Raw genomic sequence first — 12,201 nt, 5'->3', positions numbered from 1 at the left:
ACTAGGGACTCGCAAGCCAATAAAGGATTGAGTCAATGTCACGTATTGGAAAGAAGCCGATCGCTCTCGCCTCGAGCGTGAAGTATAAGGTGAACGGCAATGTTGTCGAAGTGACCGGCCCCAAGGGAACGGTCAATGCGCTTCTCCCGACCGGCATCAAGCTGGTGGAGAAGGACGGTCACCTTCTGGCCGAGCGGGAGAACGATTCCCAGGCTGCCATTCACGGTCTGGCGCGCGCTCTGGTGTTCAACGCCGTTGAGGGCGTCACCAAGGGCTGGACGAAGGAGCTGGACATTGTCGGCATCGGTTACCGCGCTGAGATGAAAGGCAAGGGAGTAGTGGTGTTCACGCTGGGGTACTCGCATCCGATCGAGTTCCCGTTGCCTACGGGCATCGACGTGACTATCGATCCGAAGCAGACGCACCTGACGGTCACCGGTATCGACCGGCAGAAGGTTGGTCAGGTAGCGGCGGATATGCGCTCTCTGCGTAAGCCGGATCCGTACAAGAACAAGGGCGTCCGTTACTCGGGCGAGAAGCTGAAGAAGAAGGTCGGTAAGACCGGCGCTAAGTAAACCGAACGGGGGCGCAGGGCGCCTCCGCTATTAGGAGAGAGACGATGATTCAACAGAGACAGCGCAATGTAATCCGCCAGCGGGTCCACACCCGTATCCGTGAGAAGCTTTCGGGTACGACCGAGCGTCCGCGCCTGAACGTGTACCGCTCGCTGGACCACATCTACACCCAGCTCATTGACGATTCCAATGGTGTGACGATCGCTTCGGCATCGACTGTAGCCAAGAAGGGCGATGCGAAGAAGACCGGCGGCAATATTGAGGCGGCCAAGGCAGTCGGCAAGCTGATCGCCGAGCGCGCCCAGGAGAAGGGCGTCAAGAAGGTGGTCTTCGACCGTGGTGGTTACCTCTATCACGGACGCATCAAGGCCCTTGCCGATGCCGCTCGTGAAGCGGGACTCGAGTTCTAAACGATTTAGGGCTCATGTGCCCGGAAGGAATTGAAGGAAAACAATGGCAACTCTGAAGAAGAAGATTGATGCCAATAAGCTGAACCTGAAGGACCAGGTCGTCGCGATCAACCGCGTGACCAAGGTCGTCAAGGGTGGTAAGAACATGTCCTTCGCCGCGCTGGTGGTTGTGGGCGATCCCGCCGAGGGCGTGGTTGGCTTCGGCTCGGGCAAGGCGAAGGAAGTTCCGCAGGCGATCCGTAAGGGAATCGAGTCGGCTAAGAAGAACCTCGTAAAGGTGAACCTGACCGAGACGACGATTCCTCACCAGGTGCTGGGCCGTTTCGGTTCGGGCCAGGTGCTGCTGAAGCCGGCTCCCGAAGGTACGGGCGTTATCGCCGGTGGCGCGGTGCGTGCGGTTATGACCTCGGCCGGTGTGCAGAATGTCCTGACCAAGTCGCTCGGTACCGCCAATCCGCACAACGTGATCAAGGCGACGTTTGCTGCCCTGACGCAGCTGCGTGACAAGCAGGAAGTGGCCGCCCTTCGTGGCAAGGCTGTTGAGGAGCTCTAAATTATGGCAAAGACCATCAAGATCCAGTACTACCGTTCCAAGATCGCCACGCCGGTGAAGCACAAGCTGGTGGTTAAGGGCCTGGGCTTTACGCGCCTGAACCAGATCGTGGAGCGTGAGGACACCCCCTCGATCCGCGGCATGGTGAAGGCGATTCCGCACCTGGTCCGTATCGTCGAAGAGTAGTTCAGACTAAAGCGCGTTTCACGCGCAAACCATGGGCGATGTAGAATCAGTACATCGCCCACAAACATATGCGAGTCGGGAGGAGGGAACACTCTTCACCGGCGTTGAGCGAGGAAATAATGGCAAAGAATCTTTCGAACCTCCGTGCGCCGAAGGGCGCCAACAGCAACAAGAAGCGTATCGGCCGCGGTATGGGCTCGGGTATGGGTAAGACCTCGACCCGTGGCCACAAGGGCCAGGGTTCGCGCTCTGGCTCGCGCACGATGCGCGGTTTTGAGGGCGGCCAGATGCCGCTGCACCGTCGTCTTCCGAAGCGCGGCTTCACCAACATCTTCCGTACCGAGTACACGGTTCTGGGTCTGGACACGATCGCTTCTCTGAACGAGAGCGAGCTGACGATCGAGAAGCTGCAGGCTCTGGGTGTGGCGAAGAAGAACGCGCTGGTGAAGGTTCTGGCAAATGGCGAGATCACCACTGCTGTTACCGTGCATGCTCATAAGTTCTCCAAGGCTGCTCAGGAGAAGATTGAGAAGGCCGGCGGTAAGGCTGTCGTTCTCGGCTAATGGTTAGGGGCCCGGCCATGGCGCCGGGCCTTGTTCTCTTCGTTTCACCCGAAGTTCTCGAGGCCTCACTCTCAGATGCTGGATAAGTTCCTCAACATCTTCCGTATCCCCGACCTGCGCAAGCGTGTTCTGTTTACGCTTGGCCTGTTGGCGGTCTATCGCCTGGGTGCACATATCCCGACGCCGGGTATCAATGCCGATCTGCTGCAGCAGTACTTCCAGCAGAATTCGGGTTCCGCGCTGGGTCTGGTTGACCTGTTTTCCGGCGGCAACCTGCGCAAGCTGACGATCTTTGCGCTGGGCATCATGCCGTATATCACCGCCTCCATCATCTTCCAGTTGCTGACGGTTATTTATGAGCCGTTGGCCAAACTGCAGAAGGAAGGTGAAATCGGCCGTCGCAAGATCACACAGTGGACCCGCTACCTCACGGTTCTGCTGGCGATCGTGCAGTCGTTCTTTATCGGCCTGACACTGACCAGCACGCAGACCGGAGCTCCGATGGTGACCATCGGCAAGTGGTCGTTTATCGCGATGGCGGTGTTGACGCTGACTACCGGGACTGCCTTCATCATGTGGCTGGGCGAGCAGATTACCGATCGCGGTATCGGCAACGGCATGTCGCTGCTGATCTTTACGGGTATCGTTGTCGGCCTGCCGCGCGGTATCCAGGATCTGTGGGAGAAGGCAACGACCCGTGCCTGGGGAGCCTTCACTCCGATCGCACTGTTGATCCTTGTCGCCGGTATGATCGCTGTGGTCGCGTTTATTGTCTGGGTTGAGCGCTCTGAGCGTCGCATCCCGGTGCAGTATGCGAAGCGTATTGTAGGACGCCGTCTGATGGGCGGACAGTCGACTCACCTGCCGCTGAAGGTAAACTCCGGCGGCGTAATGCCGGTCATCTTCGCCAGCTCGATCCTTTCGGCTCCGTTGCTCTTCGCGAATGCCGCGTGGGTGCAGAACACCAAGTTCCTGCGTATTCTGACCGAAGGTCTGAAGCCGGGCGAACCGTGGTACGAGATCCTGTTCTTCGCGGCGATTATCTTCTTTGCCTACTTCTACATCTCGATCGTCTTCCGTCCGGATGACATCGCTGACAACATGCGGAAGTACGGTGGTTTTATTCCCGGTATCCGTCCGGGTCGCCGCACAAGCGACTATCTGAATGACATCCTGACCCGTATTACGCTGGTCGGCGCGCTATATCTGATCATCATCACCATCATTCCGCAGTTCCTGATTTCAGGTATCCACCTGAATCACCTGTGGCTGGTTGGTACCCTGTTCGATAAGCTGCCGACCTGGGTCACTAACGGTATGGGCGTACAGTTCTACTTCGGTGGAACCTCGCTGCTGATCGTGGTGGGTGTGGCGATGGACACGGTGAACCAGATCGAGTCGCAATTGATCATGCGTCACTACGACGGCTTTACGCCGAAGAGTGGCCGCATCCGCGGACGCCGGAGCTGGTAACGGGATGGAATGCGTAACCTCTCCGGGACAGCCGGAGTTCATCTCCGGGCCGGTTCTGCTGTTAGGTGCGCCAGGAGTCGGTAAGGGAACCCAGGCCCAAATTCTGATGCAGGCCTGGGGTGTTCCCCAGATTTCAACCGGCGACATTATCCGAGCCAACATTAAGGGTGGTTCGGAGGTGGGGAAAGAGTTCCAGAAGCTCGTCTCCGCCGGCCATCTGGTGCCGGATGACCTGGTCAACCAGATGGTGGCCGAGCGGCTGGAACAGCCGGACACCGCGCGGGGGTATTTGCTGGACGGTTTCCCACGGACCCTGCCCCAGGCGGAATGGCTGGATGGGCACCTGGGAACGAACCCCTCGGGGCTCCCCGTCGTTGCCGTGAGTATCGAAGTTGGGTATACTCAACTACTGGGCCGCATTACGGGCAGAAGGACTTGCCCGGTATGTCAAACCATCTATAACGTTCATTTCAATCCACCGAAGGTGGAAGGGAAGTGCGATAAGGAAGGTGCGGCTCTCGAACAGCGGGCAGACGACACGGAAGAGAAGTTCGCCGAACGCATGCGGGTGTTTGACGCGCAGACGGCACCGGTGATCGAGCACTACCGCGCTCTCGGACGATTTGAAGCAGTAGACGGTGATCATCCAGTTGAGGTGGTTACTGAAAAGATTGTGGCTGCGTTGATGCGGCTAAGAGGGAACGAAGGGCAGTAAGCGGATCGACAATGGCCATCATGATCAAAACGCCGCAGGAGATCGAAAAGATGCGGCAGGCGGGGATTATCCTTCGCCAGGTACATGAAGCGATCCGTCAGGCGGTGAAGCCGGGCGCTACCACGATGGATCTGGAGCGTGTGGCGGAAGCGAAGATCGCCGAGCTCGGCGCTAAGCCAGCCTTCAAGGGGTACCACGATTATCCGTGGTGCCTGTGTACGTCGGTGAACGAGGAAGTCGTGCACGGAATGCCGTCTGCAAAGACGGTGCTGAAGGATGGCGATATCGTCAGCGTCGACTGCGGCGTGATCCTCGAAGGGTATTACTCCGATGCGGCTGAGACCTACCCGGTAGGGAAGCTTTCGCCGGCCGCCCGGAAGCTGTTGGATGTGACCAAGGCTTCTCTGGAGCAGGCAATCCAGGAGGCTCAGGTCGGGGCAACGCTGGGCGATATCGGCGCTGCTGTGCAGGAGATGTGTGAGGCGTCGGGATACGGCGTCGTACGGGATTTTGTGGGACACGGCATCGGCAGAAACATGCACGAAGAGCCGCAGGTTCCGAACTACGGCAAGCGCGGCAAGGGAACCAGGCTGCGGGCCGGAATGGTTCTGGCGATTGAACCGATGATCAACGCCGGGACCCATGAAGTGAAGGTGCTGAAAGACGGTTGGACCGCAGTAACCGTCGACGGCAGCCTGAGCGCGCATTTTGAGCACACGGTAGCCATCACAGAAAATGGCCCCCTGGTGCTAACGCGGTAAGAAGGTTTTGGGGCTTGTAGAGCCCAGGCAGGTCAGAGTTAGGCTCTGACAGTAGTTGCAAAGGAGACGGTTTGTCGAAGGAAGACGCGATTGAAGTAATGGCAGTGGTCCTTGAGACGCTGCCGAATGCCATGTTCAAGGTCGAGCTGGAGAATAAGCACCAGGTGCTGGCCCACGTCTCGGGTCGCATGCGCAAGAACTTCATCCGCATCCTCCCAGGCGACCGCGTAGCGGTGGAACTGAGCCCGTACGATCTGACCCGCGGGCGCATTGTTTACCGGTACAAGTAGCAGAAGACAGTTGCCGGGAACGGTGGCTGAGAAACAGAACTGAGGGAAGTAATGAAGGTTCGTGCATCAGTTAAGAAGATTTGCGACAAGTGCAAGATCGTTCACCGCCGTGGTGTGGTGCGCGTGATCTGCGAAAACGCCAAGCACAAGCAGCGCCAGGGCTAAGCCCAGAGCGTCTGCCGCAAGGCAATCAACCTGTAGCACTCCCATGTATGGGGCGAGTTCGCCGAAGTCAAGGCGTGCGATGAACCCCGGGAACAAGCTGCCCTAACCGCTTCTGAGGACGAAGTCGTCCGGAAGCAACCAAGAGAAGGAAACCAGATGGCACGTATTGCTGGCGTAGATCTTCCACCGAACAAACAGGTGCGGATCTCGCTTACCTACATCTTCGGCATCGGTGACTCTCGCTCGCTGACCATCCTGAAGGCTGCGGACATCGATCCGTTCCGCAAGCTGAAGGATCTGAGCGAAGACGAGCTGAACCGCATCCGTCAGACCATTGAGCAGGGCTCCCCGGTCGAAGGCGATCTCCGCAAGGAAGTTTCGCTGAACATCAAGCGTCTGATGGAAATCCAGTCCTACCGTGGTATCCGCCACCGCCGCAACCTGCCGGTTCGCGGTCAGCGTACCCACACCAACGCTCGCACCCGTAAGGGCCCCCGCAAGGGCACGGTTGCCGGCAAGAAGAAAGCGACCAAGTAAGCCATGGCAAAACAGCAGAGCGCAGCCGGCAAAGCCGGTAAGAATAAGAAGTTCAAGAAGCGCGAACGCAAGAATGTGCCGTATGGTCTGGTCCACATTCAGGCTTCGTTCAACAACACCATCGTCACCATTACCGACCAGCAGGGCAACACGCTTAGCTGGAAGAGCTCGGGCTCGCTGGGCTTCCGTGGTTCGCGTAAGGGAACCCCGTTTGCCGCGCAGCAGGCCGCTGTGAACGCCGCCAACATGGCTCGCGATCATGGTCTCCGCTCGGTCGATGTTCGCGTCGCCGGCCCCGGTTCGGGTCGCGAGTCTGCCGTACGTGCACTGGCTGCCGCTGGCCTCGAGGTCCGCAGCATCCGTGACGTCACGCCGATTCCGCACAACGGCTGCCGTCCGCCGAAGCGCCGCCGCGTATAACTTCTGCGGTGCCGGATCCAGAAGGTCCGGCACCGTACAACCTTGTTTACGGATCGCGATTGAAGCGCTCGAGCAGCGTGTAAAGCGATCGACACCTGAAGTCTTAGGAGACTGATAGAAATGGCTCGTTACACTGGACCCGTTTGCCGCCTTTGCCGCCGCGACGGAATGAAACTCTTCCTCAAAGGACCCAAGTGCTTCTCCGACAAGTGCCCGATCGAGAAGCGTAACTTTGCCCCCGGCCAGCACGGCCGTGACCGTAAGGCCAAGATCGTTGGCTACGGTCTGCAGCTCCGCGAAAAGCAGAAGGCAAAGCGTATCTACTTCACGCTCGAAGGCCAGTTCCGTGAGTACTACGAGAAGGCCAGCCGTAAGACCGGCGTTACCGGCGACCTGTTGCTGCAGCAGCTCGAGACCCGTCTGGACAACGTGGCTTACCGCCTCGGCTTCGCGATCTCCCGTCGTCAGGCCCGCCAGGTCGTTCGTCACGGCCATGTGACCGTCAACGGCCGCAAGGTGAACATCCCCTCCTACCAGGTAAAGGTGGGCGATGTGGTTGAGATCCGCGAGAACGCCAAGAAGCTGGTTCTGCTCGAGACTGCTAAGGATTTTGCCTCCGGTCAGACTCAGGCCGCGTGGCTGGAGATCAACCGCGACAACTTCTCGGGCAAGGTGATTGCTCTGCCGAAGCGCGAGGATATCCAGATCCCGGTCAACGAACAGCTGATCGTCGAACTTTACTCGAAGTAATGGTTGAAGGGCTGCGCGGCATAGCCGCGTAGCCCTTTGACTGACCCCACAACTGAATACTCAACCGTGTAACACCCGCCTGGACCGCAGAATGCTTCGCGGACGGTAGCCGGAAGAAAGGATAGATACATGCTTTGGAGAGGTTTCCAAAAGCCTAAGCGTCTTGCTGTTGACAGCGAGACACTGACAGAGAAGTACGGAAAGTTCAGCGCGCAGCCTTTTGAGCGTGGCTTCGGTACGACCATTGGCAATGCACTGCGCCGCACGCTGCTCTCGTCGATCGAGGGTGCGGCTGTGACCGCTGTTCGCATTGAGGGCGTGCTGCACGAGTTCCAATCGATCACTGGTGTGGTTGAGGACGCGACGGACATCATCCTGAACCTGAAGCAGATCCCGTTCAAGCTCAACGGTGATGGACCGAAGGCTCTGTACCTGCATGTGGACCAGCCGGGCGTTGTTACCTCCGGCATGATCGAAGCGGATGGCGACGTCGAGATCCTGGACAAGGATGTCTACATCGCGACGGTCTCCGAGGGCGGAAAGCTCGACATGGAGATGCGTCTGAAGCGTGGCCGTGGCTATGTCTCTGCTGACAAGAACTTCGATTCCGATCTCGGTCTTGGCTTTATCCCGGTTGACTCGATTCACTCCCCGGTCCGCAAGGTGAACTACTCGGTGGACGCGGCTCGTCTGGGTCAGATCACCGACTACGACCGCCTGACTCTCGAAGTCTGGACCAACGGCACCGTGCTTCCGGCTGACGCCGTAGGCCTGGCTGCCAAGCTGCTGAAGGACCACCTGACCATCTTCATCAACTTTGAGGAAGAGCTGGAGACCGGTCTGGACGGCAGCGCGGACGGCCCTGCTATCCGTAACGAGAATCTGAACCGCTCGGTCGAAGAGCTTGAGCTCTCCGTCCGTAGCTACAACTGCCTGAAGAACGCGGGTATCCAGACCATCGGCGAACTGATCCAGAAGACGGAAGCCGAGATGCTGAAGACCAAGAACTTCGGCCGCAAGTCGCTGAACGAGATCAAGGAGATTCTCGCTCAGATGGGCCTCTCGCTGGGTATGAAGATCGACGAGAACGGCAACCCCGTTCCCGGACCGACCTCCGTGCTTCCGGCTGCCACGCTCGCTGCGAGCTATGGCTCGTTCGACGATGAGGACGACGACGACTTCTCGCTGCCGGGCAGCGAGACTGAGAACTTCTAAGACGATTACCCGCCAGGTGCTCTTCTACAGGGCAACTGGCGGAAAGCGTCCGGTAACACCCAGATTTCCGAGGTTGTCAGAGCATCGGCAACTGAGAACTGACAACTTCGAAGAGAGAGAATTGATATGCGCCACCGTAATGGAGGATTCAAACTCGGACGCAACACCAGCCACCGCCGCGCCCTGCTGCGGAACCTGACGACGTCCGTGATTCTTGAGGATCGCGTAGAGACCACGGCCATCAAGGCCAAGGCTGTCCGCCCCCTCGTTGAGAAGATGATCACGCTGGGCAAGCGCGGTGACGTGCATGCCCGCCGCCAGGCTGCTGCCTTCCTGCAGACGCCTCAGGCTGTTGACCGCCTGTTCGCCACCGTGGCTCCGCGCTACGGCGATCGCAATGGCGGCTATCTCCGCATCACCAAGACCGGCTTCCGCAAGGGAGACGGTGGCGAGAAGGCGTTCATCGAGCTGTTGGGTGCTGAGGCTGAGCTCGGCGAGAAGCGCGAGAAGCGCGAAGCTGCCAAGGCCAAGAAGCGCGAAGAGCTGCAGAAGCAGCTTGAGGAGCAGCAGCAGGCTGAAGGTGGCGAGAACGCTGCCTAAGCAATAGGACTTGCAACAACGAAAGCGCGCCTTCGGGCGCGCTTTTTCGTTTCTGCCAATCTTTTTTGCGACGCACGAGATTTTCAGTAGATAGCGAGCACGGTTTCCGCGAACAGCCCAATCCTGATACCCTCCTGCCCGGAGGATTAAGAGCATGAGCACAGTACGTCTACTGGTCGGAACACGAAAAGGCGGTTTTGTGCTGACTTCAGACGGGAAGCGTCAGGACTGGACCGTGGAAGGCCCGTTCTTCGCCGGCTGGGAGATCTATCACATGAAGGGCTCGCCGGTAGATCCTAACCGCATCTGGGCGTCACAGAGCTCGGGCTGGTCTGGTCAGGTGCTGCAACGTTCCGACGACGGTGGGAAGACCTGGAATGTTGTCGGCAATAAGTTTCTCTATGAGGGAGAAGCCGGGACACACCAGTGGTACGACGGTACGCCGCATCCATGGGAGTTTAAGCGTGTCTGGCATCTCGAGCCTTCTCTGAGCTGCGCGGATACAGTCTTCGCAGGGGTAGAAGATGCCGCCATGTTCAAGACCACCGATGGCGGCGGTACATGGAATGAATTGCCGGGGCTCCGGAAGCATGGCACAGGCAAAGACTGGCAGCCGGGCGCCGGCGGCATGTGCCTGCATTCGATTGTGATCGATCCCACCGACGAGCAGCGGATGTTCATTGCGATCTCGGCAGCAGGCGCGTTTCGTACCGATGATGGCGGCGGCAGTTGGAAGCCTATCAACAAAGGACTCCACTCGAAGTACATCCCTAATCCAACGGCTGAGGTCGGCCACTGCGTGCATCACATTGCCATGCATCCATCCAAGCCAAAGACCCTGTTTATGCAGAAGCACTGGGATGTGATGCGGACCGATGACGCCGGAGAGAACTGGTCAAAAGTAAGCGGCAACCTGCCGACAGATTTTGGGTTCGTGATCGACGTGCATGCGCACGAGCCTGAGACGATCTTCGTGGTGCCCATCAAGAGCGACTCCGAGCATTTCCCCATGGAAGGACAGTTGAGAGTTTTCCGCAGCAAGACCGGAGGGAATGAGTGGGAGCCGTTGAGCCGGGGGCTTCCGCAGAAGGACTGCTACGTGAACGTTCTGCGCGATGCCATGTCGGTCGACCGCATGGAGGAGTGCGGCATTTACTTCGGCACAACCGGAGGACAGGTATACGCGTCTCCCGATGGTGGCGAGAACTGGCAGGCAATTGTGCGGGATCTGCCTGCGGTGCTTTCCGTGGAGGTCCAGACGCTGCCGTGAGTGCAAAGGTGCGGGTAGAACTGCCGGCCCATCTCTGCAGGCTCGCAGGTGTCGGCCATGAAGTGACAGTAGCGGTGGATACTGCTCCAGTGACCATCGCTGCCGTTCTGGAGGTGCTGGAGCGCGATTACCCCGCGTTGGAAGGCACTATCCGCGAACACGAGACGAAGCAAAGGAGAGCATGGCTCCGCTTCTTTGTCTGCGAGGAGGACTGGTCTCATATCGGCATGGATGCCGTATTGCCGGCAGAGATCGTGAACGGCAAAGAAGCGCTGCTGGTGATAGGAGCGATCGCCGGCGGGTAACTAGGTTCTATCGAATATCCCACGCATTGCGGTGCAATGCGTGGGATACCCAGTTCTGTGATTAATTCAGCAGGTACACCCTGGTGAGACGTTAGCGCTTGCCGAAGACGTCGCCCATGCGACGAATCTGGGCGCCGACACCGCGAAGCTTTTCTTCAATGCGTTCGTAGCCGCGGTCCATGTGATAGACGCGGTCCAGAATCGTCTCTCCGTCTGCAACCAGAGCCGCAAGCACCAGAGAAGCTGAAGCACGCAGGTCAGAGCACATGACGGCTGCGGCCTGCATCGGAGTCTTGCCCACGATGGTAGCCACACGTCCCTCGGTGCGGATATTGGCGCCCATGCGATTCAGTTCCTGAACGTGCATGAAGCGGTTCTCGAAGATGTTTTCGGTAACGATGCTGGTGCCATCGCACTGCGTTGCAAGCGCCATGTACTGCGCCTGCATATCGGTCGGGAATCCCGGGTACTCTTCCGTCGAGATGTCGACTGGCTTCAGGTGACCTTCACTGCGGACTCGAACGCTCTCGCGGCCTACATCAATGCGTGCTCCGGCGGACTCCAGCTTGCCGATGACAGCGCCAAGATGCTCCGGGTTGCAGGAGTCAACGTTCAGGTCGCCACCGGTGATGGCGCCGGCAATCAGGAAGGTACCGGCTTCGATGCGGTCAGGATTGATGCGGTGACGAGCTCCGTGGAGCTTGTCGACACCCTTTACTTTGATGGTGGATGATCCTGCGCCTTCAATCTGGGCGCCCATGGCCGTGAGCAGTGCTGCCAGATCGGTGACTTCCGGCTCGCGGGCACAGTTTTCGAGTATGGTCTCGCCTTCGGCCATAACAGCGGCCATCAGGATGTCCTCGGTACCCGTAACCGTGATCTTGTCGAAGACGATATGTGCGCCCTTCAGGCGTTGCGTACGGGCCTCAATATAGCCGTGATCGTAAGTGATGGTGGCGCCCATCTTCTCCAGTGCGGCCAGATGAAGGTCGATAGGGCGGCCGCCAATGGCGCATCCTCCGGGCATAGCGACACGCGCCATACCGGTCCGGGCAATGAGTGGGCCGAGCACCAGTGAGCTGGCGCGCATGGTCTTAACGATCTCGTACTTGGCGACCGGATCGGAGAGATTTGCACACTGGATGCTGGTGCGGTGCTGAGCCCGGCCATACCCGAGCTCTACGCTGGCGCCCATGGACTCCAGCAGCTTCCGCTCGGTTTCGATATCGCGAACCTGGGGGATATTTTCGAGGATGATCTCATCCTCGGTAAGGATGGCGGCGGCCATGCAGGGGAGAGCGGAGTTCTTGGCTCCGGAGACTTTGATGGTGCCGAGGAGCGGATTACCGCCGCGAATAACAAACTTGTCCATGAGCCAACGAGATACCTTAACGAATCAGTAAACGCCTCTTT

At 58.7% G+C, this 12,201-nt stretch carries 18 protein-coding genes; 17 read left to right on the top strand and 1 reads right to left on the bottom strand.

Annotated features, from left to right (window positions below; genetic code table 11):
* Positions 1-35: 35 nt before the first annotated feature.
* From rplF to FTW19_RS16020, 17 genes are all read left to right on the top strand, one after another.
* Positions 36-575, top strand: a complete 540-nt coding sequence (rplF, locus tag FTW19_RS16100; protein WP_147648575.1) for a 50S ribosomal protein L6 — start codon at positions 36-38, stop codon at positions 573-575.
* 44 nt (positions 576-619) lie between these two features.
* On the top strand, positions 620-985 hold the full coding sequence (gene rplR, locus FTW19_RS16095; protein WP_147648574.1) for a 50S ribosomal protein L18: 366 nt from the start codon (positions 620-622) through the stop codon (positions 983-985).
* A 43-nt stretch (positions 986-1,028) separates the two neighbouring features.
* Positions 1,029-1,538, top strand: a complete 510-nt coding sequence (gene rpsE, locus FTW19_RS16090; RefSeq protein ID WP_147648573.1) for a 30S ribosomal protein S5 — start codon at positions 1,029-1,031, stop codon at positions 1,536-1,538.
* A gap of 3 nt (positions 1,539-1,541) precedes the next feature.
* Positions 1,542-1,724 carry a 50S ribosomal protein L30 gene (rpmD, locus tag FTW19_RS16085; protein WP_147648572.1) on the top strand — a complete coding sequence of 61 codons (183 nt, stop codon included), beginning with the start codon at positions 1,542-1,544 and terminating at the stop codon, positions 1,722-1,724.
* A 119-nt stretch (positions 1,725-1,843) separates the two neighbouring features.
* Entirely contained in the window at positions 1,844-2,287 is a 444-nt protein-coding gene (gene rplO / locus FTW19_RS16080) for a 50S ribosomal protein L15 (protein ID WP_147648571.1), read from the top strand.
* A 75-nt stretch (positions 2,288-2,362) separates the two neighbouring features.
* The gene (secY, locus tag FTW19_RS16075; protein WP_147648570.1) at positions 2,363-3,760 is read left to right on the top strand and encodes a preprotein translocase subunit SecY; all 1,398 of its coding nucleotides are present in this window, start codon (positions 2,363-2,365) and stop codon (positions 3,758-3,760) included.
* Positions 3,761-3,764: 4 nt separating this feature from the next.
* Positions 3,765-4,475 (top strand): adenylate kinase, encoded by a 711-nt coding sequence (locus tag FTW19_RS16070; protein ID WP_147648569.1) that lies wholly within the window; start codon positions 3,765-3,767, stop codon positions 4,473-4,475.
* Positions 4,476-4,486: 11 nt separating this feature from the next.
* Positions 4,487-5,236, top strand: a complete 750-nt coding sequence (gene map, locus FTW19_RS16065; protein WP_147648568.1) for a type I methionyl aminopeptidase — start codon at positions 4,487-4,489, stop codon at positions 5,234-5,236.
* A gap of 71 nt (positions 5,237-5,307) precedes the next feature.
* Positions 5,308-5,526 (top strand): translation initiation factor IF-1, encoded by a 219-nt coding sequence (gene infA / locus FTW19_RS16060; RefSeq protein ID WP_147648567.1) that lies wholly within the window; start codon positions 5,308-5,310, stop codon positions 5,524-5,526.
* 51 nt (positions 5,527-5,577) lie between these two features.
* A complete protein-coding gene (rpmJ, locus tag FTW19_RS16055) occupies positions 5,578-5,691 on the top strand; it encodes a 50S ribosomal protein L36 (RefSeq protein WP_013569699.1) in 114 nt (37 codons plus the stop codon).
* A 156-nt stretch (positions 5,692-5,847) separates the two neighbouring features.
* Complete coding sequence (gene rpsM, locus FTW19_RS16050) at positions 5,848-6,228, top strand: 30S ribosomal protein S13 (protein ID WP_147648566.1); 381 nt, start codon at positions 5,848-5,850, stop codon at positions 6,226-6,228.
* Positions 6,229-6,231: 3 nt separating this feature from the next.
* Positions 6,232-6,648 carry a 30S ribosomal protein S11 gene (gene rpsK / locus FTW19_RS16045; RefSeq protein WP_147648565.1) on the top strand — a complete coding sequence of 139 codons (417 nt, stop codon included), beginning with the start codon at positions 6,232-6,234 and terminating at the stop codon, positions 6,646-6,648.
* 120 nt (positions 6,649-6,768) lie between these two features.
* Positions 6,769-7,398: a 30S ribosomal protein S4 gene (gene rpsD, locus FTW19_RS16040; RefSeq protein WP_147648564.1), complete on the top strand. Its 630-nt coding sequence runs from the start codon at positions 6,769-6,771 to the stop codon at positions 7,396-7,398.
* Positions 7,399-7,527: 129 nt separating this feature from the next.
* Positions 7,528-8,613, top strand: a complete 1,086-nt coding sequence (locus tag FTW19_RS16035) for a DNA-directed RNA polymerase subunit alpha (protein WP_147648563.1) — start codon at positions 7,528-7,530, stop codon at positions 8,611-8,613.
* Between the two features lie 126 nt (positions 8,614-8,739).
* Positions 8,740-9,213, top strand: coding sequence for a 50S ribosomal protein L17 (gene rplQ, locus FTW19_RS16030; protein WP_147648562.1), 474 nt, complete (start codon positions 8,740-8,742; stop codon positions 9,211-9,213).
* A 154-nt stretch (positions 9,214-9,367) separates the two neighbouring features.
* Positions 9,368-10,483: a WD40/YVTN/BNR-like repeat-containing protein gene (locus tag FTW19_RS16025; RefSeq protein ID WP_147648561.1), complete on the top strand. Its 1,116-nt coding sequence runs from the start codon at positions 9,368-9,370 to the stop codon at positions 10,481-10,483.
* Positions 10,480-10,788: a MoaD/ThiS family protein gene (locus FTW19_RS16020; protein ID WP_246153342.1), complete on the top strand. Its 309-nt coding sequence runs from the start codon at positions 10,480-10,482 to the stop codon at positions 10,786-10,788. The genes FTW19_RS16025 and FTW19_RS16020 overlap by 4 nt, the downstream gene beginning before the upstream one ends.
* A 91-nt stretch (positions 10,789-10,879) precedes the next feature.
* Here FTW19_RS16020 and murA read toward each other — a convergent pair whose 3' ends face one another.
* Positions 10,880-12,160: a UDP-N-acetylglucosamine 1-carboxyvinyltransferase gene (murA, locus tag FTW19_RS16015; protein ID WP_147648560.1), complete on the bottom strand. Its 1,281-nt coding sequence runs from the start codon at positions 12,158-12,160 to the stop codon at positions 10,880-10,882.
* Positions 12,161-12,201 lie beyond the last annotated feature (41 nt).

Source organism: Terriglobus albidus, from assembly GCF_008000815.1.
GTDB classification, from domain to species: Bacteria; Acidobacteriota; Terriglobia; order Terriglobales; family Acidobacteriaceae; genus Terriglobus; species Terriglobus albidus_A.
Note: the sequence above shows the minus strand (reverse complement) of the source record. Positions and strands in the feature narration are given on the sequence as shown.

Coding starts and splice junctions, on each gene's coding strand:
- map (WP_147648568.1), top strand. CDS start 4,487: ATGGCCATCATGATCAAAACGCCGCAGGAGATCGAAAAGATGCGGCAG.
- FTW19_RS16025 (WP_147648561.1), top strand. CDS start 9,368: ATGAGCACAGTACGTCTACTGGTCGGAACACGAAAAGGCGGTTTTGTG.
- murA (WP_147648560.1), bottom strand. CDS start 12,160: ATGGACAAGTTTGTTATTCGCGGCGGTAATCCGCTCCTCGGCACCATC.
- rpsD (WP_147648564.1), top strand. CDS start 6,769: ATGGCTCGTTACACTGGACCCGTTTGCCGCCTTTGCCGCCGCGACGGA.
- FTW19_RS16035 (WP_147648563.1), top strand. CDS start 7,528: ATGCTTTGGAGAGGTTTCCAAAAGCCTAAGCGTCTTGCTGTTGACAGC.
- rplF (WP_147648575.1), top strand. CDS start 36: ATGTCACGTATTGGAAAGAAGCCGATCGCTCTCGCCTCGAGCGTGAAG.
- secY (WP_147648570.1), top strand. CDS start 2,363: ATGCTGGATAAGTTCCTCAACATCTTCCGTATCCCCGACCTGCGCAAG.
- rpmD (WP_147648572.1), top strand. CDS start 1,542: ATGGCAAAGACCATCAAGATCCAGTACTACCGTTCCAAGATCGCCACG.
- rplR (WP_147648574.1), top strand. CDS start 620: ATGATTCAACAGAGACAGCGCAATGTAATCCGCCAGCGGGTCCACACC.
- rpsE (WP_147648573.1), top strand. CDS start 1,029: ATGGCAACTCTGAAGAAGAAGATTGATGCCAATAAGCTGAACCTGAAG.
- FTW19_RS16070 (WP_147648569.1), top strand. CDS start 3,765: ATGGAATGCGTAACCTCTCCGGGACAGCCGGAGTTCATCTCCGGGCCG.
- rpsK (WP_147648565.1), top strand. CDS start 6,232: ATGGCAAAACAGCAGAGCGCAGCCGGCAAAGCCGGTAAGAATAAGAAG.
- rplO (WP_147648571.1), top strand. CDS start 1,844: ATGGCAAAGAATCTTTCGAACCTCCGTGCGCCGAAGGGCGCCAACAGC.
- rpmJ (WP_013569699.1), top strand. CDS start 5,578: ATGAAGGTTCGTGCATCAGTTAAGAAGATTTGCGACAAGTGCAAGATC.
- rplQ (WP_147648562.1), top strand. CDS start 8,740: ATGCGCCACCGTAATGGAGGATTCAAACTCGGACGCAACACCAGCCAC.
- rpsM (WP_147648566.1), top strand. CDS start 5,848: ATGGCACGTATTGCTGGCGTAGATCTTCCACCGAACAAACAGGTGCGG.